Genomic DNA, 21,226 nt, shown 5'->3' with positions numbered 1-21,226 from the left:
TGAGTCAAGACTCAGGTTATGGTTACAAAAACTGTTAGTGATTGAATCGTAAGGAACTAAGCTAACAGCCAGCTATGCGTAACGCCAATAGAAGCAGGATATTACTGATCGGCGGCCAAACCAAAAGTGTAATATCGATGCTAAATATAAGGGCGACCATATGGTCGCCCTTTTCTAGTTATTCTTGTCAATCTCAGACCACTTGAGATTATCCTTTCACACCACCAGCGGTTAGACCACCAACCAACCAGCGTTGAGCAAGTAAGAATACTGCAGTGATTGGCACTGCTGATAGAACTGCAGCAGCAGCAAAGTCACCCCACAAGTAGTTTTGTGGATATAGGTATTGCTGCATACCTACTGCAAGTGTGTACGAGTCTACATCAGAAAGTAGTAGTGATGCTACAGGAACTTCACCAATTACCATGATGAACGACAAGATGAATACTACCGCTAGAATTGGCACTGACAGTGGCAGTAATACCAAACGGAATGCTTGCCAAGGTGTTGCGCCATCAAGAGCAGCCGCTTCTTCTAGAGACGAGTCAATACTTTCGAAGTAGCCTTTAATCGTCCATACGTGCAGTGCGATACCACCTAAGTAAGCGAAGATCAGACCGCCGTGCGTATTCAAACCAAGGAAAGGAATGTACTGACCAAGTTTGTCGAACAACGCATATAGAGCAACCAATGCCAATACCGCTGGGAACATTTGGAAGATCATCATCGCTTTAAGGATAGTGTTCTTACCCTTGAACTTCATACGCGCAAACGCGTAAGCCGATGTTGTAGACAGCGCCACAATCAAGATTGCAGAGATGCCACCAACTTTTACTGAGTTCCACAACCACGTCATTACTGGGAATGGAGGTGGTGTTACGGTGCCATCTGCGTTCGTAATTGAGAAACCAAGCGCTAACTTCCAGTGGTCAAGCGTTGGGTTGTCTGGGATCAAGCTACCCGTTGCGAAGTTACCTTCACGGAATGAAATCGCGATGATCATCAATAATGGGAAAATAATCAGTGCTAAGAATGCCCACATAGCAATATGAGTAGCCCAAACACGATACTTTAATGACTTACCTTGTACCATTGCCATTGTAATCTCTCCTTAGTCTTGAGCTACTTTAGTTACACGTAGGTTGATAAGTGCCAACGCGCCAACCAATAGGAAGATAAGTGTTGCTACTGCACTTGCTAGACCGAAGTCTTGACCGCCTGCGCCTTCGAATGCGATTCGGTAGGTGTAGCTTACCAATAGGTCTGTGTAACCCGCAGGTTCTGATGTACCAATCATGTTTGGACCACCACCTGTCAACAACTGGATAAGTACGAAGTTGTTGAAGTTAAAAGCAAAGCTTGCAATCAATAGCGGAGTCAGCGGTTTCAGCATCATCGGCATTGTGATACGCGTGAAGTTGGTGATGAAATTCGCACCATCGATAGCCGATGCTTCATAAAGATCATCAGGAATCGCTTTTAGCAGACCCATACATAGAATCATCATGTAAGGGAAGCCTAGCCACGTGTTCACAATCAGGATCATGGTTTTTGCCATGAATGGGTCAGAGAACCATGCCGGGCTGATACCAAACAAACCTTCCAGAAGCATGTTGATCTCACCAAAGCTCTGGTTGAACAAACCTTTAAAGATCAGGATAGAAATAAACGCCGGTACCGCATAAGGCAGAATCAGTAGTAGTCGGTAGATTGAACGACCTTTCAACGCTTCCCACTGAACAACACTTGCTAACACTAAGCCGATAACCAATGTGCAGACTACGGTTAGCGCAGAGAAAACAATAGTCCAGATAAAGATGCTGATGAACGGTTCTTTGATGCCATCATCTTTCCACACACGTTCAAAGTTGTGCGTACCGATGTTCACCACAAAACCTGGAGACACGGTGCTGCCAACAAACTGACCGTTTTCATCCACTGGTTGGTAGTAACCTACTTCCATATTTGGACGCAGTGTTTCTTGGGTACGGTTGTTGTAAAGGGTTTCGCCGTCTTCTTGCAACGTGTAGAGCGGAACCACTGCAGCGAACTTACGCAAGCCGCTCATACGGATATCGTCACCGTTCGGAAGATGCAGGTCAACGCTACTTAGCGTAGTGCGGTTCTTCACGATGGTTTTGATTGGCTCTTTATCGCCTGCCGCCTCTGTAATAGGCGCTAGGTCTAAGTCTGTCTCTGAGAAGCCTTGAAGTTGGAAAACAGGAGTTGCTAGTAGCTCGCCATCTTTCTCAACCACAATTTGGTGGCCCTGCTCGGTGTTGTACAAAGTGAATGGATAGCTATCACCACTTTGGTAAGTTCTGTCTAACAGGACGCTCTGAGCACGATCAAATGAGAGTTGGTTTTTCGCGCTGTAGTTAGTAAACGCCAAACCGATGGTATATGCCAAAGGGAAAAGGATGAACAAAATCATCCCTGCAATACCAGGGTAAATGTAACGGTGTGCGTACGTCTTTTTACTACCGAAAATGAACAACGCTAAAGCGGTAAGAATGATCGTAAGTAGTGCAAACGCAATCTCACCGCGAGAATACATAAGGATTGTTGCGTAGCCATTGAGAATGCCGACTGTGCCTAAAAGTGACCATTTGATGAACACTTTTTTGCTGCTCGGAAGGCTGGCTTCTGGTGCTGTCATAGCATTTGTACCTTGAACTGACTGCATAGGGAACCTGCTAGCGAATATAGAATAAATATAGAAAAGTAAGGAGGAGTTGCCCCCTCCTTAAAAAAGTATTACTGAATTATTTAGTCATTTGTTTTTCTGCATCTGCAAGAGCTGCATCTACAGTTTGACGACCGTCAACAACGTTGATGATTGCGTTCTTAGCCGCACCCCAGAATGCGTTCATTTGAGGAATGTTTGGCATGATTTCGCCGTTCATCGCATTGTCCATTGTCGCAGCGATACGAGTATCTGAATCTAGCTCACGTTGGAACGAGTTAAGCGCTACCGCACCTAGAGGCTTGTCGTTGTTAACCATACGTAGGCCATCGTTTGTTAGTAGATAGTTCTCTAGGAATTCAACCGCTAGGTCTTTGTTTGGAGACGCAGTGCTGATACCAGCAGTTAGTACACCAACGAATGGCTTAGAAGACTGACCTTGGAACTTAGGTAGTGTTGTTACGCCGTAGTTGATGCCAGACTTCTCGATGTTGCCCCAAGACCATGGACCGTTGATAGTCATCGCAGCTTTACCTTGGTTGAACGCAGACTCAGAAACTGAGTAGTCCATATCCGCAGAGATAACGCCTTTGTCTACCAAGCCTTTCACGAAGTTCATCGCGTCTTTCACGCCTTCTTTCGCGATGCCTGCGTCTTTAACGTCGTAACCTTCAGAAGTGTATTTGAACGCGTAACCACCGTCAGCAGCCATTAGAGGCCAAGTGAAGTACGGTTCTTTTAGGTTCCACATGATTGCAGACTTGCCGTCTTTTTTAAGTTTTGCATCTAGCGCTGCAACTTCTTCCCAAGATTTTGGTGGGTTTGGAACTAGGTCTTTGTTGTAGATTAGAGATAGAGACTCAACCGCAACAGGGTAGCCAATCAGTTTGCCGTCGTAACGTACAGCATCCCATGCAAAGTCAACGATGCCTTCTTGGATTGCTTTAGAAGGCTTGATTTCTGCTAGTAGGCCGGCTTCTGCGTAGCCACCGAAACGGTCGTGAGCCCAGAATACGATATCAGGGCCATCACCTGTTGCTGCAGTTTGAGGGAATTTATCTTGAAGGCCGTCTGGGTGAGCCACTGTTACTTTGATACCAGTGTCTTCTTCGAATTTCTTACCAACTTCAGCAAGGCCGTTGTAACCTTTGTCGCCGTTGATCCAGATAGTAAGTTGTCCTTCTTCGATGGCAGCATTAGCACCAAAAGAACCCAAAGCAACAAGAGTACCTAGTGCTACAGCGCTTAACTTTTTCATGTTCGTATCCTTTTTATATTTTTGATGTAGGGCTAGTCCATTGAGGTTCAGCCGTATTTCGACATATATCATCTGAAATAATCCAATATGTCTCATCCTCCTAATCCCTACGCCCTTACAATTATGACGTATTTTCGTGATCTAAATCGCCAAGGGTAAGAGACTCAAATCACAAAATGGATACTTCCTGTGATCGGTTTCAACTTTAGGCGGTGCAATAATGTGATTTCCGCCCAACTGCTTCATTACTCCTCCTTTTTTACTCCTCCCCATCTACTCCCCCTACAATTATTTCGATTAGGAGGATGTAGCAGATAGCACAATCTTAGAAACTGCATTCATCCAAGAGTGGATGGTAAGAACCCTTTCCCAGCAGTGCCTATTAGCTAGGTAAAAAGATTTGCTGGTTTTGCATTGCCAGACGAGTGGAATGTCATTATTGGTGTTGTTTGTGGTAATTATTTCACGGGGGAGACAACACGAATAATGTGGGGGAGAGAAACTCGTACTTGGCTATGATGGGTAGCACTTCTATTTAGGACATTTCATTGAAGTGCTACCCTACTTTTCTTACCAACCGCAATAACTTACCGATTCCTACTGTTACTGCTCGCTAGATAATTCATATAATGATGAGCGGTGAATAATAAAAAAATTGATCGAGGACGAGCTACATGGCGAGTGTCACGTTAAAAAATGTTTGTAAAGCGTATGGCGACGTACTGATTTCTAAAAACGTAGACCTACAGATTGACGAAGGTGAATTTGTTGTTTTCGTAGGTCCATCTGGTTGTGGTAAATCTACCCTTCTACGTTGCATTGCCGGTCTTGAAGACATTACTTCAGGTGATTTGTATATTGGTGACCAGCGCATGAATGACGTCGAACCATCCAAACGTGGTGTTGGTATGGTTTTCCAATCTTACGCTCTATACCCACACCTAAACCTATACGACAACATGTCATTTGGTCTGAAACTGGCTAAAGCAGACAAGGCAGAAATCGACAAACGTGTTGAACACGCAGCAGAAATCCTACAACTGGGTCACTTGCTTGAGCGTCAACCGAAAGCACTTTCAGGTGGTCAGCGTCAACGTGTGGCTATCGGCCGTACACTAGTATCGCAACCAAACGTATTCCTTCTAGATGAACCTTTGTCTAACCTAGATGCCGCGCTACGTGTAAACATGCGTGCGCAAATTACCAAACTACAACGTCAACTTGGCTGCACCATGATCTACGTTACACACGATCAGGTGGAAGCAATGACCATGGCGGATAAAATCGTCGTACTAGATGGTGGTTACGTCTCTCAAGTTGGCAAACCTCTTGAACTTTACCACTACCCACAGAACCGCTTTGTGGCTGGTTTCATCGGTTCTCCAAAAATGAACTTCATGAGCGTGTTCATCGATGAAGTAGAATCAGAACGCGTTAAAGTTCAACTATCTAACGGCGTATCATTCTGGATTCCTGTAGATGGTACAACCGTTAACCGTGGCGACCGCATGTCTTTGGGTATTCGCCCAGAGCACCTACTTTCTGCAACCGAAGCTGACGCAACCATTCACGGTGAAGTGATGATCGTAGAGAAGCTTGGTAACGAAACTCAGGTATACCTAAACCTTGAAGGCGCAGACGCGGATGTGATCTATCGTCAACCAGACACGCTAGCTGTCGACACGGGCGATAAATTGGAAATCGGTATTCCGGCTCACCGTTGTCACCTATTCCATAGTGATGGTCGTGCTTGTAAACGTCTATTTAAAGAAAATGGCGTAGATTTCGAATAAATTATTCACCTATAGTTGTTATAAATCCCTCTCTCCTGAGAGGGATTTTTTGTATCAAAACCACATAAATGACCGACATCACTCGCTCGTTGGACTCATCATTCATACTCCGCACCCAAGACTAAATCATTAACTTCCCTGTAAATAAGTCATCCGTTAGACCATCAAGAAATTAAACCTTAGTTTTTATAATCAAACTCGCTTCTTAATACTTTTCCTCATCCCTGCTTAGCAAGTACCAGCTTTTTCCTAAACAGCAAAACTTAGCCAAAGGTCTAAATTTCATTCTTATTTCCACTTACCTAAACAACACGAATTTTTAAACTTACCTTCTAATTTATGCGTTACAGAAATTCAGAAACATTCATAGAAATGTCTCTGCTCATCAATTAAAACGTTCGCGACACGGCTATTGGGCAATCATCCCAATGGCGGTAGCGTGCTAGAAGGGAAACTAGGTCATGAAACACAAAGGACTAATTCGTTCTTATGAGATGGAGTTCGCTTTTTTATATCGCCTCTCAGATCTTGCTGTCATTGTCACCTTTATGCTGCTCCTAGTATTGAAAGACACAAATACCTCGATGGATAAGGACTACGTCATCTTGTCCTTCGTCGGGGGTATTTCATTTTTGTTTATGGCGGAAAGCGGCAACCTATATCGCTCATGGCGGACAAGCTCGTTTAGAGAGCAAATGTTCATTGTTTGCATATCGTGGTTAATGACAAGCGCCCTACTTTTCATGGTGCTTTACTTTTCCGAAGTTTACCCTTTGTTTGACCGCAGTATCTTAGCGTTATGGGTTACTATTACGCCGGCATTACTGTTGGCGTGGCGAGTGACCTTTCGTACCGTTTTAGCCTATTTGCGAAAAATGGGATTCAACACACGCACCGCTATCATCATCGGCCAGACCCCTCACGGCATTACCCTTGCCAACGAGATTCAAAACCACACCGAGCATGGTGTTCTATTTGACGGCTTCTATGACGAACGCTCTAGCGACAGATTGCCTAGCTCCGAATACCCAATCAAAGGCGCGGTAAACCAAGCGTTAGAACGGGCAAAACGAGGTGAGGTCGATTACGTATACATTGCGATGCCAATGCATGCTAAAGAGCGCATTGCTTCCATCCTGAACCAGTTCTCCGACACCACAGCGAACACCTATCTGATCCCGGATTTCTTTACTTACAACCTGCTCCATTCTCGCTGGGATCAAATTGGTCAAGTTCAAACTCTCAGCGTGTTCGATACGCCTTTTGCTGGCGTTTCATCCTGGATTAAACGCTTCGAAGACATTTTGTTCTCTAGCATTATCTTAGTGTTGATATCACCAATCCTGCTTGCTATCGCCATTGGTATTAAGTTGACGTCAAAAGGCCCTGTAATATTTAAGCAGCATCGTTATGGTTTGGATGGTCGAAAAATCGAAGTTTGGAAGTTCCGCTCGATGACGACGATGGATCAAGGCCCAAACATCAAGCAAGCCACGAAAAACGACCCTCGTATTACTCCGTTTGGTGGTTTTCTACGTCGCACCTCATTAGACGAACTGCCGCAGTTTATCAACGTATTACAAGGCACTATGTCGATCGTTGGCCCTCGTCCTCATGCCGTTGCGCACAACGAAGAATATCGTCAGATTGTCGCCCGCTACATGTTGCGCCACAAAGTCAAACCAGGCATTACAGGTTGGGCTCAAATCAACGGCTATCGCGGCGAAACCGACACGCTCGATAAGATGGAAAAGCGCGTCGAGTTTGATTTGGATTACATCCATCATTGGTCGGTTTGGATGGACATCAAAATCATCTTCCTTACCGTGTTCAAAGGCTTTACTGGCTCCAATGCGTACTAAGGCGGCGATGATGAAAACAACAACTCCAGCACTTGCGCTTGCCCTTTGTTCAACAGCTACATTAGCAGAGCCAATGGCGTATCAAACTGAATCTGGCATTGAGTTTATCCCATTGGTCAAAGCCTTCTACGAAGGCGACGACAACATAAACAAAGCGGAAAAATCTCAAGATATAGAATCCGTAAACATTTGGGGACTAGAGCCTAGCTTGTTGGCACGTATCGAACGCAATCAATATCGCGCAGACATTCAGTACAAGCTGAAAGCGGGCTTTTCTTCGGACGATAAGAATGATTACGATGACCATACCTTTCAGTTCACCAATTTTTTTGAATTCAATCATCGTCATCGTTTAGTCGTGGATTATCGTTTTCAGGCATTGCATGAAATCCGCGGTGAAGACATCACTGAAGGACAAGGTAACCTTCTCGATTCACCTATCGAGTTTTACCGTAATGATTTGAAAACCAACTACGTGTTTGGCTCTGCTGGTGCGAAAGGACGATTCGAATTTGGCTTAGGCTACAGCGATAAAACTTACCAAAATTATCGTAACGGTTTACCTGGCAAGCCCAACGCAAAAACTAAGTACAACGACTTCCGCGCCCCAAACGCCCACGTTGAGTTTTACCTTAGAGCGACTCCTAAAACCTATTGGTTAGTTGGGACAAAACAAGTCTTCACCGAGTACCTTAATAAAAACCCTCGCGCTGCATCAAAAGACAGCGACACCGGCTTTTACTACACCGGTGCTGAGTGGGAAATATCGGGGAAAACCCAAGGTATCGCAAAGCTTGGCTATCAAGTTAAAGACTTTGATAGTGAACAACGAGAAACCTTCAAAGGCTTTAGCTGGGATATCGGATTTGAATGGCTACCACAAGAGCAAACGTTGGTGACGGTCAAAACTACCCAAGCAGCCGTCAACCCTGACCAAGATGGTGACTACAACTTACAGACTCGTTATCGCCTAGATATCAAACACGATTGGAACAGCTATTTAGCCACTCGTTTAGGTGGCATTTATCAAGAAGATGATTACACCGGCATCACGAGAAACGACGAACGATATACCCTTTCAGCTGGCGTTGATTATCAAATTAGACGCGGGATTCAATTGAAAGCGGATTGGCAATATCAAGACAAAACATCCAATCGTTCAGGTTATAGCTACGACCAAAATGTCTGGACGTTAAGCGCGCAATTTTCGTTGTAACAAGGAATGTTAATGAATCCATTATTCAAGTTAATTGGCCTAGCTCTGCTACTTTTCAGTACTTTTGTTAGCGCGAATTCAAACGAACAAGATTACCTACTCGATACTGGTGACACTATTTCAGTGCAAGTTTACGGGGAGGAAGATCTTTCTATTAAAAACATCCTCATCACGTCAGATGGTTACTTTGATTACCCTTACCTAGGACGAATCAAAGCGATCAATAAAACTCCAAAACAGCTCAAGTACGAAATCGAAACGGGCTTAAAAGGTGACTATCTAATCAACCCGAAAGTCATGGTGACAATCAATTACTTCCGTTTGTTTTACGTCAATGGCGAAGTTCGTAAACCCGGAGGATTTGAGTATCGACCAGGACTGACGATAGAAAAAGCCATCGCACTAGCTGGCGGGCTCACCGATAGAGCTTCACGTAAAAGCATTAACTTAACCAAACACAAAACTGGCAAAACCGTAGAAGGCGTAAGTATGCAGCGCACGGTTGAACCAGGTGACATTGTCTTTATTGATCAGAGCTTCTTCTAGTGACAGGTAATCAAATGAACGGAACTCATCCCAACAATTTCCAGATGAACAAAGTGGAACTGATTCGTTTTGGCCATCACTTTAAAACGCTGAAAAAAAACTGGCTTAGCATTGCTGCGTTCACGCTTATATTCTCATTGACGTGCACTTGGTACATCTACTCCAAAACATCCATTTACCAAGCAACAGCAACGCTATTGATTCAAGAAGAGCAAAAAAGTGCGTTATCGATTGAAGAAGTGTACGGCGTAGATACGACCAAGAAAGAGTACTTTCAAACACAAATCGCTATTCTGAAATCCAACCACATTGCCGACAAAGTCATTAATGAACTGAATTTAACTCAACACCCTGAATTTACGAGCTCCGGTGGACTAAAACAAAAAATCGACGACATCAAAGCTGTCCCGTTAGTACAAGATTTATTGAATGTCTCTCCTAGCCCAAAAGAGACATCACAATACTCTGAGTCTTACTATCAAGCGCTTCAAGCCTTCAAAAGAAAGCTAGAAATTGAACCTGTTCGAAACACACAGTTAGTGCGAATTAGTTTTCGTTCTGCCGATCCAAAGTTAGCAACAAGAATCGCGAACGCAGTTGGTCAGGCCTATATTGATGCCAACTTCGAAGCCAAGCTCGTAGTGACTCAAAATGCAGCAACGTGGCTGACTAATAACTCTCAAAAACTCGAAGAGCGCTTAAAAAAATCAGAGCATGCTTTGCAAGAGTTTTTGCTCAAAGAAGGCTTGATTGATATCAACGGCATCGACGACATCTACGCCAACGAACTAGAAGAGCTTAACCGTAAACTCAATACCGCTGTCAATAAGCGCATCGAAGCGCAAACCTTGATCCAACTACTAAAAAGAAAATCTTCTCAGAATCTTGATAGCCTGCTGTCCATTGACGAGTTTGCCAATCAAGCTCAGATTCGTGATTTGAAACTTTCAGAAGCCCAAGCTGCGAAGAACGTTTCTGAACTGGCGCAACGTTATGGACCAAAACACGATCGAATGGTCCAAGCGAAAGCGCAACTCGCCTCTATTCAAGAGCGAACTCAGCAATTGATTCGCGAAATCTCTTTTAGTAAGCAACAAGACTTACTTGCAGCGAAAGCTCAAGAAGACATGTTGCGCGAAGAACTGGACAGAAAAAAATCAGATTTCCAATCATTGGGTTCGCAAAAGGCGCGCTATGAGCAATTGAAACGAGAAGTAGAGTCAAACAAAGATCTTTACGAAGCTTTCTTAAATCGAGAAAAAGAAACCAGCGCTACTAGCGATTACAAAAATGTGACCGCTCGCTTTACTGATAAAGCGATCATTCCACTGTTTCCTGTCGCGCCACAACGAATGAAACTGGTGCTTATCGCCACATTCTTCGGTTTTGCTATCGCTTGTGCATTGGTGATCATTTTAGAAACGTTGCGAGAAGTCATCCGCACTTCAAACGATGTTCAAGATAAGCTAGGCGTGACATGCTTGGGGGTTATCCCAATGGTGAAAAAACGTACCCTGCGAAAAAATGGGGTAAGTTATACCGCCTACTTAGATAAAGATGAAAAACTCTTTAGCGAAGCTTGTCGCTCTGTTCGAACGTCGTTGCTATTAAGGCTGACCAACAATAAGCAAAAGATCTTACCTTTTACTTCAGCGATTCCAGAGGAAGGCAAAACCTCCACCAGCATCAATATGGCGGTGTCCTTCTCGACTATGGAGAAAGTGTTGATTATCGACTGCGACTTGCGTCGTCCATCTTTAGCCAAACGATTCAATATTCCTGAGTCCCAGCCAGGTTTAACCAACATATTGACGATGGATACCGCAATAAAAGATTGTATCGTTCGCATCGATGACGCCAATTTAGATGTACTACCTGCTGGGCTGATGCCACCCAACCCACAAGAGTTGCTGGCATCCAATCGCTTCAAAAAACTACTGGACCATTTTCAAGATAAATACGATCGCATCATCATCGATACACCACCACTGTTGTCGGTCAGTGATGCGCTCATCTTAGGCCAATATGCGAACGGACTCATCACAGTGATTCGTTCCGAGTCCACCAAAGCATCACTGGTTAATGTCGCGTTATCTAAACAAATACAACACTCAATACCGTCTCTTGGCGTGCTTATCACTCAAGCAAAAGCTAAGGAAGGAGAGACTTTATATGTCCAGAAATACGCCTACTAATCCACATGCGTCTTGGTATCAGATATTAAAAAGCCAAGAACGCCCGGTGCTGATATATCAAATGGGTAAAGTCGGCTCGAGTGCGTTAGAAAAGTCGATTCCTAACTCGATTCATTTGCATGACCTTATGGCGATTGATGCTAACAAGCAGATCTCTCCAGTGAGAGCGAAGCTGCATCAACCAAACAAGCATTATGTAAAACGTCTGCTCAAGCGAAGCGTTATGAGCCACATGCTCAAACGTAAACAAGACGTGCGCATCATCTCATTGGTGAGAGAGCCGATTGGTAGAAATATCTCGATGTTCTTTCAATCGTTACCTTTCTGGATGGCAGAAAAATACCTAAATGACGACAGTGCAATTCGCTCTGAGCGTCCGCAATTGTTGCAAGAAGCTTTCGAAGAGCACATGAATCACCACTACCCTTTGGAGTGGTTTGATAATGAAATCAAAACGCTAACAGGGATCGACGTGTTCAATAAACCGTTCGATCATGAAGCTGGTTGCCAAACCTACCAACAACGCAACTTTTCTCTGCTCGTAATTCGAAGTGACAAGCTGAAGCAATCACCAGCTACCGTTGGCGAGTTTCTCGGCTATCCAGTTGATGTGGTCCACGACAACCAATCAAACAACAAATGGTACTCCTCGCTGATCAATGAGTTCAAAAACAGCTATCAACCTAAACCTGAGTTTATTGAGGAAATGTTGTCATCCAAATTGACGACCCACTTTTTTACTTCAAGTGAAATTTCCGAACTCAAACAAAAGTATCAAATGGCGCAATGATGAAGACGAAAATTTTACACATCATCAACGACCTATCTCAAAATGGTGGGGCGCAAAAGTTCTTAGTGGACTTGGTGCTCGAGCATAATCCCGAGTATGAAATCAAGATCCTCGTGTTGTGTGCTGAGAACGACTATTTGGAACAACTCTCCGCACAGGGAATCCAATGCTTTAACTGGCAGACACTGTCTCTATCGGAAAAATGGTCACTACTACGCTGGCCAGATCTCGTTCACGGACACCTGTATCCGTCTATTTACCTAGCGCTGCTTGCGATCGGGAAAAAACGCATTCAAACAGAGCACTGCTCTTACAACCGACGCAGAGATTACCCTCTGTTTAAGTTCATAGAATATGTCCTCTATTGGGGTCACCACTATACCGTTAGCATCAGTGAAAAAGTTCAAGAAGAATTGGTGAAGTTCATGCCTCGGTACCAACACAAGTATCGAGTTGTACATAACGGCGTCGACTTAAATCGCTTCCCGATGACGGCTAAACAAGCCCACGTTCTCAGCGAGAAAGCAACCATCAACATTGGCATGGTTGGCCGACTACATGAACACAAAGATCACGAAACGTTAATTCACGCCATCGCAAAACTGCCTGAGTGCTACCACTTACACCTTGCCGGAGATGGAGATAGAAAAGCCTCGCTTCAACGACTTGCTCAATCGTTAAACGTTTTACCTCGCGTGCATTTTCACGGAGTCGTATCCGATATTCCTCTCTTTCTCAGCGATATGGATATCTACGTGCAATCTTCCCACGTTGAAGGATTCGGGCTCGCCGCCGTAGAAGCGATGGCAGCAGGTTTGCCCGTACTCTCGTCCAATGTTCCGGGATTAGATGAGGTTACCGGCAGCTCAAAATATCTGTTCGAAGTCGGTGATAGCAATCTGCTTGCGCAAAAGGTTGCAAAGCTTTGCGAAGACGCGGCTCTTTACAATTCGGCAAGTCATTATTCCGTCAACCGAGCAAAACTCTACACCATCGACAAATTTCGAGAGGGCTATTATGGAATCTACCAACAGCTCTGTACCGATAAGTAATACCGTTCCACTCCTTGCAGCTATTGCTCTGGCACTGTTTTTTGTCCCAGTGAAATTCGCTGTAGGTGGCGTGGCACTTGCGCCTTCCGATATCGCAAGTTTGCTTTCTGTTGGCTTAATCGCCTTGATCATTTTGGAAGGAAGAGCAAAGCAACTGTTGCATCCATGTATCGGATTCTTGGTACTGTTTACTGGATATGTATTTATCAATGGCTTGTTGAACAGAGTGCCTTTGGCTCCACTATTGATCGAAACCGTTCAGTGGCTAGCCATTCTTTGTCTACTGAGCTTACTTTACGCTTACGGTGCATTTGATGATGAGCGAGTGATGGTCTATTTCACCTACCTACTTTTTATCATCTGTGGTCTAGTCGCAGCATGGCACTTCGCCCAAGGCTATCAAAGCGGATTTAAATTACTCGGGGTCAGTAAATACGGATTTGGAGTGTTGTGCTCGCTACTCTATTTGTATCGCGACAAAATTCGCCTGTTCCCTTTTTTGATGCTAGTTGCATTTTCGCTACTCGTGTTATCTCAAGAACGAAAAGCTCTGCTGGGCTTTTGTTTGCTGTTTTTTCTCGATCAGATTTTTATTAAAAACTGGATGCGAAAAACCATCAGTGAAACCTATACATGGATGCTTCTCTTGGCGTTGGCATTTGTGGTTATTGGAACAGTCTCTACCACGCTCTACGTCGGTTTTGATGCTCTTGCCGATAAACTGGAGATCACTCAAGAAGACATTTTGTTTGCCAACCAAAGTGAAGCGCGATGGGTGTCCAACTTGCATCGCAAGCTGCTACTCGCAAACGGCATGGATATCTTAACGCAGCACCCTATTTTAGGCGTGGGCGCCAAAATGCTGCCCAACTTTATGATCGATTACTTCAACTACGATGAATTAGCAATTTACACCCACAACTTTGTGCTCGATACCGCCATCGAATACGGTTTGCTCGGCATTGCGTTTCTGTTTGGAGGCTACTTTCTTTTCATCAAATTTTGTTTTCGCAGTATCGATGACAACAGAAAAAGTCTTTTACTCGCGGTTTACGCCCTCATCATGGTGTTCTTCGTTGCCGTAAATACCACCATCATTTTGATACTTTTGTTGCCAGTTATGATCAGTCGAAAACGAACACCAGAACCTCAGACAGTCATCCATTCGCTGCCAGTCAATAAAAGTCACGAATTTTAATAATCAAGGATTTGATCAATGAAATACTCTATCGCTCGACAATTTGAAAAGAACCGAGAACTTCGGGCTGATAACTTCATCTTGGTGTATCAAATGGGGAAAGTGGGCTCATCGTCTATCGAGCATACTTTGGAAGCGCGTAACATTCCGAGCTATCACATCCACACGTTTGACGATCATGAAGAATTTCACATGTACCACAACAAAAAGGATGTGAGTAAATTCTTCGATTTTAAAAATCGCGCGATGTACCGTTTGGTTCTGAATCAACGCAAGCGCATTTTGCAAAAGCGCGAGCAAATCAAGATCGTTACATTAATCCGTGACCCGATTGCGACGGTTTTCTCCCGTTTTTTCCAAGATTTGCATCTGCAATTTATCGAAGGCAAAAAGAACGATGCCATCCACCGCGATATGGAAGTGACCTACAAGCATCTCGAGCATTGCTTTGATAACTACATCAACCTGAACTACTTCGCAGATTGGTTCGATAACGAGCTAAAACGTAACTTCAGCATCGATGTCATGCGCCAAGAGATCGATAACACTCAACCATTTTTTACGTTCAACAATGACAAAGCCAGCGTCATTCTGATTAAGTGCGAGCAACTGAGTTCCCTTGACAAAGAGATTGGAGACTTCCTAAATGTCGACAACTTTGTTCTGAAAAACAGCAATGAAGCAAAGAACAAATGGTATTCCAACATCCACCAATACTTTAAACAGCATTACGATTTTTCTAAGTTGTTTTACATGTATGACTTACCGCTTTATCGCCATATTTACTCGCAGCAAGAACGAGAAGCTTTCAAAACCAAGTGGTTAAAAACTCCAGGGACAAAGTCAGCATGAAAAAAGTACTGCATATTACCGAAGCCTTTGGTGGCGGTGTTCAAACCGCACTGTACAGCTATGTACATTCATCTCGACATGAACCGTATGAACACTTTCTGCTTGCTAGAGCGCGTCACAATGATTTAACCAAAGACAGCAATCACGATGTTTTTGCTCAAACGAAATGGGTGGAAGGTGGGCTTCTGCAGTTTGTGCGAGACGCCAATCAAACCATCAATGACATAAAACCCAATATTGTGCACTTGCACTCTAGCAAAGCCGGGTTTTTAGGTCGATTTTTGAAACTCAACCACGCCCGCTTGGTGTATACCCCGCACTGCTATGCGTTTGAACGAGAAGATATTTCAGGCTTCGCTCGCCAACTATACAGAGCTTTAGAAAAGGTGATGCTCAACAAAATTGACGTGGTGGCAGGCTGCAGTCAGCGCGAATGTGATTTAGCCATTAGCATTGGAGCAAAACGAGCGGAACTGCTGAACAACTACGTTTCTTATCAAAGTGCGACGCGTGTCGGCCGAGACCATCAAGCTGCATTGAACATTGTTGTTTTAGGGCGCGTCGCACCACAGAAAGACCCTCAATTTTTACTTAACACACTCCGTTGCTTGAATCGATTTGCACTCAATCGCCAATTAGACATTACTTGGATTGGAGGAGGAGACAAAGAGCTAGAGCAAGCGTTAAGAGCCGAAGACGTACAAGTAACGGGTATGCTTCCTCGAGATGAAGTGGTTAAGAAACTGCAGGCCTCCGATCTCTATTTACATACCGCCGCATGGGAAGGTATGCCTTTAACGATTCTAGAAGCCGCGAAGCTGCACCTCCCTATGGTGATTCGTTCCATTGGTGCCACAAAAGATCTCAACTATCCTTTTTTGGCGCAAACACCGGAAGACATGGCAAAGCAAATGACACATTGCATCAATCACTATGATGACATTGATTTTCGCCAATACACCACCGAGTTGAATGAGACGTTCAGTGAAGAAAAACAACGCCTCGCTCTAAACAACATTTACAGTTAGAGAAATAGAATGTTTCAAGCCATTCAACAAAAACTGCTACTTATGCCGAGTGGCAAAAAGAACTTGCTGTCACTCGGCATGAAAACGGCAATCACGCGAGTTTTCAGTGCATTATTTGCCTTTTTGCTTACGCTCATCGTGTCGCGCACAACCGATGCATCCACTTCAGGTCAGTTTTTCTTCTTGTTCAATCTCGTATCGCTCACAGCCATTATTTCTCAGCGAGGCTTTGACGTTGCTTTAGTCCGATTCAACGCTATCGCGTTTAGCAACGGAGATATTCAACAGCAAAGTGACAACTATTGGACGGCTTTAACTCGCAGTATCACATTTTGTTTCATGGCAGCCGTTACTCTATTTGTCGGCTTTTACCTGTTTCCAAATCAACTGAATCAAACCAACAGTCCAATAGTGGCGATTACGCTCGCGCTGATGTGCGTACCTTTCCTCGTATTAGGACAAACCAACAGCCGTGTTTTACAAGCAAGTAAAATGGTGGTGCCATCCCTATTCGCGCTTCAACTCGGCGTCAGTGTGCTCATGGTTTTGTTCATTATTGGCCTGAGCACACTGCACTTACAAAACATCAACAGCCTAATGACGGCATTGCTGCTGGCGAGTCTGATCGTCAGTATTGCTTCAACGACTAAATGGTTTAGCTCTGGTCAATATCAAAAGCCGACCCCGACAACAAATATCGAACTGATCTCCTCTGCGAAGCAAGTGTGGATTGGCAGCATTTTCACCAATATCCTCCAATGGGGAAGCATTGTTATTGCTGGTTTTTTCATTTCTACCACGGAGCTAGGGTTGTTAGCAGCAGCGCAACGAACATCGCTACTGATTGGCTTTGTACTGATTACCATTAACTTCGTTGTTGCCCCAATGTTCGCCTCTCTTTTTAAAGAGGGAAAGCTGGATAAACTGCGAAATTTAAGTCGATGGGCTTGTCGTGCAAACATTGGCGCAGCTTTACTTCCTGTCTTGGTTTGCACCCTATTTCCTGAATTCGTCATGCAGCTTTTTGGTGATGAATTTCTTGCGGCAGCTCCGCTGTTAGTTGTCCTTTCTTTAGGGCAGCTGGTCAATATCGCCACTGGCTCGGTAGGATTTTTATTGCTAATGAGCGGCCATGAGAGAACGATGAAATACATCACGATTTGTTCAGGCACTATTTCCATCGCTCTTTTGGTTTTTCTTAGCCAAAGCTACGGCGTTCTGGGGGCGGCATGGGCAATGGCGATCGGCATGGCGATCCAAAACCTTGCCGCGCTCTATTTTGTAAAACGCTATTTAGGCTTCTTTCCGGTGGGCTAACGATGACTTCGACGATCGCACGTTTAGGTTTTATTTCTATATCTCTACTGACAATCGGCCTTTCTTTGTGGAAGAGTTCAGAGCTAAATCATGCCGTTTATCTGAATATGGAAAACTATGTTGGAGGCTCAAGCACGCTGCATTTTACGTTTAGCATGTTGATTGGTTTTCTCGCTGTGTTTACCTTCCCTCGCTTTACCCACGCAACCAAAATGGATGCGTTCGGGATTCGACTGCTGTTTTGCTTACTGCTGATCATCTCGGCGGAAGAATTTAGCCAGTTGTTTATTGAAAGCCGTTCATTCAGCTTTGACGATTTGAGTACCAACTGGATTGGTATGATCCTTGGATACTTTGGTGCCAAAGCGATTACCCTCTTTCGAACATCTCGCTCTCGTGCGTAGACTCTCCGGCAGGTGACGCACCTGTTGTTAGGCAAACACCTTTGGGTTATTTGGGTATATAATCTTGCCAAATAACCCGGAGAAAAGAGAGCCTCATGTCATCTCATCCAACAAAAATTACCTTTTTCGAATTTCTCACGCCATTGATCACTTCTGGCCAAAAGACCATCACTATTCGTGACGAATCAGAAAGTCACTATGTACCAAACACAGAAGTAGAAGTGTTCACGTTGGAAACCGATCGTAAGGTTTGTGATATCAAGATCTTGTCTGTTGAGCCATTAAACTTTGATGAAATCAACGAGTTTCACGCAGAACAAGAAGCCATCGAGTTGCCAAAACTCAAACAGTTGATTCGAGAAATCTATCCGGATATCGATAAGCTATTTGTTATCGAATACGAATTGATCAAAAAGTAGACCACAAAAAACTAGACGACTGGTCTAATTCATCTTATAGTACCGCCCATGAACGCAAAAACAAATGACACACGCCAACACATTCTCGACGTCGGATACGAATTGATTGTTACCCGAGGTTTTACGAGTGTTGGACTTTCAGAGCTACTAAAAACGGCCGAAGTGCCAAAAGGCTCGTTTTATCATTACTTCAAATCTAAAGAGCAGTTTGGTGAGGCAATGATTCAAGATTACTTTAACAAGTACTTTGAACAATTGACTGCCCGCTTCACTAATACCGAGCTCAATGGCTACCAACGCTTAATGAGCTACTTTGAAGAAATGGTAAAAGTGGAAGATGATGTCTGCAATGCAAACAAATGTTTGTTAGTGAAGCTAAGCGCCGAAGTGTCAGATTTATCGGAGCCTATGCGTATCGCACTGCGTCGAGGCGCTGATAAGACCATTCAAGCTATGGCAGAGTGTATTGATGTCGGTATTCAAGATGGCTCTATCCCAAACGGTGATAGCGCATTGTTGGCCAGACAGATTTATTATCTTTGGAATGGCGCAAGCTTACTGAACAAACTGTATCAAGATCAGGAAGCGCTCACGCAAAGCCTGACCTATACTCAACATCTACTGCAAAACACGCGTACTTGCCCATAACAAGTAACGTTAAAGTAAGATGAATACCCTACACGTGTTTCATTTGGGCTATTAACCTTTTGGTACACACTAAATCTTCCCGCTCTAAGAGCGGGATATTTTGGAACGAACACTAGACGACCGGTCTAATCTATAAGTGAGATAAACATGACTAACGCAACCAATCGTAGAATAGTCCTAGCATCACGCCCACATGGTGCTCCTACAACTAAAAACTTTCGCCTAGAGGAAGTAGCAAAACCTGTTCCACAGGCAGGAGAAATGCTGCTGCGAACGGTTTACCTCTCTCTAGATCCATACATGCGCGGTCGCATGAGCGATGCAGAATCTTATGCAGAACCAGTAGCGCTAGACGATGTGATGATTGGCGGCACCGTTTGTCAGGTAGAAACATCAAACCACCCGGACTATGAGGCGGGTGAATGGGTACTTGCGTACACCGTGGGTTGGCAAGACTACGCAATTTCTACCGGAGAGATGGTGATTAAATTAGGCAAAGAGCCACAAAACCCATCATACGCTCTGGGTGTTGCAGGCATGCCTGGCTTTACCGCATACATGGGTTTGTTGGATATTGGCCAACCAAAACCAGGTGAAACCATTGTAGTTGCTGCAGCAACGGGCCCTGTCGGCGCGACAGTTGGTCAAATCGGTAAAATCAAAGGCTGCCGAGTAGTTGGTATCGCCGGTGGCGAAGAAAAATGTCGCTACGCAAAAGAGGTTTTAGGCTTTGATGAGTGTATCGATCACAAAGCAGATGATTTCGAACAACAATTGAAAGATGCATGCTACAACGGCATCGATGTTTACTTTGAAAACGTGGGCGGCAAAGTATTCGAAGCTGTCATGCCACTCCTCAATACCAGTGCACGTATCCCTTTATGTGGATTGATTTCTCAATACAACGCAACAGAATTGCCTGAAGGCACAGACCATCTACCTCTGCTAATGGGTAAGCTACTGACGAAACGAATCAAGGTACAAGGCTTTATCATTTTTGATGACTACGGTCACCGTTACGGTGAGTTCGCTCAAGATATCAATCAGTGGTTGGCTGAAGGAAAGATCCAATACCGCGAACATCTAGTAGAAGGTCTAGACAATGCGCCAGAGGCATTTATCGGTCTGCTAGAAGGCAAAAACTTTGGCAAGCTTGTTGTAAAAATCAACGACCCACTATAACAACCCGCAATAAGGAAGGGATAACAAATGATAAAACTTCATCATCTGAATCAGTCACGCTCTAAGCGTATTATCTGGTTACTTGAAGAGCTCAACGTGGAATACGAAATCGTGCCTTACGTTCGTGACAAAGTGACTTTCATGGCACCGCCAGAACTAAAGAGCGTTCATCCACTTGGTAAGTCGCCACTCCTTGAAGATGATGGTGAGTTTATTATTGAATCAGGAGCCATGACTGAATACTTGATTGAAAAGTACAGCGATGGAGCGCTTGCCCCTAAACGTGGTACAAAAGCGCATACTGAATATTTACAATGGATGCACTTTGCAGAAAGCTCCGCTATTTTGCCGATGCTATTGAAAATATTCATCAGTAAAGAGCCGAACTCGATGCAGTTTTTGCCTGCATACGCCGACAAAGAAGCAATGAATGTATTGAGCTACTTCGAACAAGCGTTGGAAGGAAAAACCTACCTCGTAGAAGAGCGATTGACGGGTGCAGACATCATGATGTCTTTCATCGTTGAGTTAGTACAGATGTTTGGCCTAGCAGAACAATTCCCGAATATGGTTCGTTACGGTAAACAACTTGCGACGCACCCTGCTTTCGAGAAAGCCGAACAAATTGAAGTGAACTACGCTTAATTTAATCGTCCCTTTGAGGCTTGGATTGAAGACAAATAACGTTGTCTCAATCGCATCAAAGGGACGTTTTTTATCGAAATAGAGCGCAAGTATTCATTTATAAATTCAATCATTCATGCCTCTTCTATCTCTACC

General features: G+C 44.2%; 19 protein-coding genes. 16 read left to right on the top strand and 3 right to left on the bottom strand.

The features are described from left to right. Window positions 1-208: 208 nt before the first annotated feature. From malG to malE, 3 genes are all read right to left on the bottom strand, one after another. Window positions 209-1,099 (bottom strand): maltose ABC transporter permease MalG, encoded by an 891-nt coding sequence (gene malG, locus NL646_RS11250; RefSeq protein WP_005463109.1) that lies wholly within the window; start codon window positions 1,097-1,099, stop codon window positions 209-211. Between the two features lie 12 nt (window positions 1,100-1,111). Then, window positions 1,112-2,686, bottom strand: a complete 1,575-nt coding sequence (malF, locus tag NL646_RS11245) for a maltose ABC transporter permease MalF (protein WP_253664240.1) — start codon at window positions 2,684-2,686, stop codon at window positions 1,112-1,114. A 79-nt stretch (window positions 2,687-2,765) separates the two neighbouring features. Continuing rightward, window positions 2,766-3,944, bottom strand: a complete 1,179-nt coding sequence (gene malE / locus NL646_RS11240) for a maltose/maltodextrin ABC transporter substrate-binding protein MalE (protein WP_005463104.1) — start codon at window positions 3,942-3,944, stop codon at window positions 2,766-2,768. A 674-nt stretch (window positions 3,945-4,618) separates the two neighbouring features. On the opposite strand from malE, the gene malK reads away from it, so the two are divergent. From malK to NL646_RS11160, 16 genes are all read left to right on the top strand, one after another. Further along, on the top strand, window positions 4,619-5,737 hold the full coding sequence (gene malK / locus NL646_RS11235) for a maltose/maltodextrin ABC transporter ATP-binding protein MalK (RefSeq protein WP_005463102.1): 1,119 nt from the start codon (window positions 4,619-4,621) through the stop codon (window positions 5,735-5,737). A 461-nt stretch (window positions 5,738-6,198) separates the two neighbouring features. Next, the gene (locus tag NL646_RS11230) at window positions 6,199-7,599 is read left to right on the top strand and encodes an undecaprenyl-phosphate glucose phosphotransferase (protein ID WP_005463092.1); all 1,401 of its coding nucleotides are present in this window, start codon (window positions 6,199-6,201) and stop codon (window positions 7,597-7,599) included. Window positions 7,600-7,609: 10 nt separating this feature from the next. Then, complete coding sequence (locus tag NL646_RS11225) at window positions 7,610-8,815, top strand: outer membrane beta-barrel protein (protein WP_253664239.1); 1,206 nt, start codon at window positions 7,610-7,612, stop codon at window positions 8,813-8,815. A gap of 12 nt (window positions 8,816-8,827) precedes the next feature. Continuing rightward, window positions 8,828-9,361: a polysaccharide biosynthesis/export family protein gene (locus NL646_RS11220; RefSeq protein ID WP_005463089.1), complete on the top strand. Its 534-nt coding sequence runs from the start codon at window positions 8,828-8,830 to the stop codon at window positions 9,359-9,361. A gap of 14 nt (window positions 9,362-9,375) precedes the next feature. Further along, window positions 9,376-11,556: a polysaccharide biosynthesis tyrosine autokinase gene (locus NL646_RS11215; protein ID WP_253664238.1), complete on the top strand. Its 2,181-nt coding sequence runs from the start codon at window positions 9,376-9,378 to the stop codon at window positions 11,554-11,556. After that, window positions 11,534-12,346, top strand: coding sequence for a putative capsular polysaccharide synthesis family protein (locus tag NL646_RS11210; RefSeq protein ID WP_193301078.1), 813 nt, complete (start codon window positions 11,534-11,536; stop codon window positions 12,344-12,346). Before NL646_RS11215 ends, NL646_RS11210 begins: the two co-directional genes overlap by 23 nt. Then, the gene (locus NL646_RS11205; RefSeq protein WP_253664237.1) at window positions 12,346-13,398 is read left to right on the top strand and encodes a glycosyltransferase; all 1,053 of its coding nucleotides are present in this window, start codon (window positions 12,346-12,348) and stop codon (window positions 13,396-13,398) included. The genes NL646_RS11210 and NL646_RS11205 overlap by 1 nt, the downstream gene beginning before the upstream one ends. Further along, entirely contained in the window at window positions 13,364-14,596 is a 1,233-nt protein-coding gene (locus NL646_RS11200; protein WP_025508206.1) for an O-antigen ligase, read from the top strand. Before NL646_RS11205 ends, NL646_RS11200 begins: the two co-directional genes overlap by 35 nt. 18 nt (window positions 14,597-14,614) lie before the next feature. Then, window positions 14,615-15,448 carry a putative capsular polysaccharide synthesis family protein gene (locus tag NL646_RS11195; RefSeq protein WP_020838115.1) on the top strand — a complete coding sequence of 278 codons (834 nt, stop codon included), beginning with the start codon at window positions 14,615-14,617 and terminating at the stop codon, window positions 15,446-15,448. Next, the gene (locus NL646_RS11190) at window positions 15,445-16,476 is read left to right on the top strand and encodes a glycosyltransferase (protein ID WP_021452126.1); all 1,032 of its coding nucleotides are present in this window, start codon (window positions 15,445-15,447) and stop codon (window positions 16,474-16,476) included. The genes NL646_RS11195 and NL646_RS11190 overlap by 4 nt, the downstream gene beginning before the upstream one ends. A 9-nt stretch (window positions 16,477-16,485) precedes the next feature. Beyond that, window positions 16,486-17,793: an oligosaccharide flippase family protein gene (locus tag NL646_RS11185; RefSeq protein WP_020838117.1), complete on the top strand. Its 1,308-nt coding sequence runs from the start codon at window positions 16,486-16,488 to the stop codon at window positions 17,791-17,793. 2 nt (window positions 17,794-17,795) lie between these two features. Then, window positions 17,796-18,197 (top strand): VanZ family protein, encoded by a 402-nt coding sequence (locus NL646_RS11180; RefSeq protein ID WP_005478113.1) that lies wholly within the window; start codon window positions 17,796-17,798, stop codon window positions 18,195-18,197. A gap of 95 nt (window positions 18,198-18,292) precedes the next feature. Beyond that, window positions 18,293-18,616: a N(4)-acetylcytidine aminohydrolase gene (gene yqfB, locus NL646_RS11175; protein WP_005485079.1), complete on the top strand. Its 324-nt coding sequence runs from the start codon at window positions 18,293-18,295 to the stop codon at window positions 18,614-18,616. Window positions 18,617-18,664: 48 nt separating this feature from the next. Beyond that, complete coding sequence (locus NL646_RS11170; RefSeq protein WP_005463060.1) at window positions 18,665-19,264, top strand: TetR/AcrR family transcriptional regulator; 600 nt, start codon at window positions 18,665-18,667, stop codon at window positions 19,262-19,264. Window positions 19,265-19,411: 147 nt separating this feature from the next. After that, window positions 19,412-20,446: an NADP-dependent oxidoreductase gene (locus tag NL646_RS11165; RefSeq protein ID WP_017447298.1), complete on the top strand. Its 1,035-nt coding sequence runs from the start codon at window positions 19,412-19,414 to the stop codon at window positions 20,444-20,446. A 27-nt stretch (window positions 20,447-20,473) separates the two neighbouring features. Then, a complete protein-coding gene (locus NL646_RS11160) occupies window positions 20,474-21,091 on the top strand; it encodes a glutathione S-transferase family protein (protein WP_005499689.1) in 618 nt (205 codons plus the stop codon). Window positions 21,092-21,226 lie beyond the last annotated feature (135 nt).

It is taken from the genome of Vibrio sp. Y20_XG_PY13 (assembly GCF_024181925.1).
Lineage (GTDB): Bacteria > Pseudomonadota > Gammaproteobacteria > Enterobacterales > Vibrionaceae > Vibrio > Vibrio parahaemolyticus.
This window is presented reverse-complemented; position numbering and strand designations above follow the sequence as displayed.

Coding starts and splice junctions, on each gene's coding strand:
- malG (WP_005463109.1), bottom strand. CDS start 1,099: ATGGCAATGGTACAAGGTAAGTCATTAAAGTATCGTGTTTGGGCTACT.
- malF (WP_253664240.1), bottom strand. CDS start 2,686: ATGCAGTCAGTTCAAGGTACAAATGCTATGACAGCACCAGAAGCCAGC.
- malE (WP_005463104.1), bottom strand. CDS start 3,944: ATGAAAAAGTTAAGCGCTGTAGCACTAGGTACTCTTGTTGCTTTGGGT.
- malK (WP_005463102.1), top strand. CDS start 4,619: ATGGCGAGTGTCACGTTAAAAAATGTTTGTAAAGCGTATGGCGACGTA.
- NL646_RS11230 (WP_005463092.1), top strand. CDS start 6,199: ATGAAACACAAAGGACTAATTCGTTCTTATGAGATGGAGTTCGCTTTT.
- NL646_RS11225 (WP_253664239.1), top strand. CDS start 7,610: ATGAAAACAACAACTCCAGCACTTGCGCTTGCCCTTTGTTCAACAGCT.
- NL646_RS11220 (WP_005463089.1), top strand. CDS start 8,828: ATGAATCCATTATTCAAGTTAATTGGCCTAGCTCTGCTACTTTTCAGT.
- NL646_RS11215 (WP_253664238.1), top strand. CDS start 9,376: ATGAACGGAACTCATCCCAACAATTTCCAGATGAACAAAGTGGAACTG.
- NL646_RS11210 (WP_193301078.1), top strand. CDS start 11,534: ATGTCCAGAAATACGCCTACTAATCCACATGCGTCTTGGTATCAGATA.
- NL646_RS11205 (WP_253664237.1), top strand. CDS start 12,346: ATGAAGACGAAAATTTTACACATCATCAACGACCTATCTCAAAATGGT.
- NL646_RS11200 (WP_025508206.1), top strand. CDS start 13,364: ATGGAATCTACCAACAGCTCTGTACCGATAAGTAATACCGTTCCACTC.
- NL646_RS11195 (WP_020838115.1), top strand. CDS start 14,615: ATGAAATACTCTATCGCTCGACAATTTGAAAAGAACCGAGAACTTCGG.
- NL646_RS11190 (WP_021452126.1), top strand. CDS start 15,445: ATGAAAAAAGTACTGCATATTACCGAAGCCTTTGGTGGCGGTGTTCAA.
- NL646_RS11185 (WP_020838117.1), top strand. CDS start 16,486: ATGTTTCAAGCCATTCAACAAAAACTGCTACTTATGCCGAGTGGCAAA.
- NL646_RS11180 (WP_005478113.1), top strand. CDS start 17,796: ATGACTTCGACGATCGCACGTTTAGGTTTTATTTCTATATCTCTACTG.
- yqfB (WP_005485079.1), top strand. CDS start 18,293: ATGTCATCTCATCCAACAAAAATTACCTTTTTCGAATTTCTCACGCCA.
- NL646_RS11170 (WP_005463060.1), top strand. CDS start 18,665: ATGAACGCAAAAACAAATGACACACGCCAACACATTCTCGACGTCGGA.
- NL646_RS11165 (WP_017447298.1), top strand. CDS start 19,412: ATGACTAACGCAACCAATCGTAGAATAGTCCTAGCATCACGCCCACAT.
- NL646_RS11160 (WP_005499689.1), top strand. CDS start 20,474: ATGATAAAACTTCATCATCTGAATCAGTCACGCTCTAAGCGTATTATC.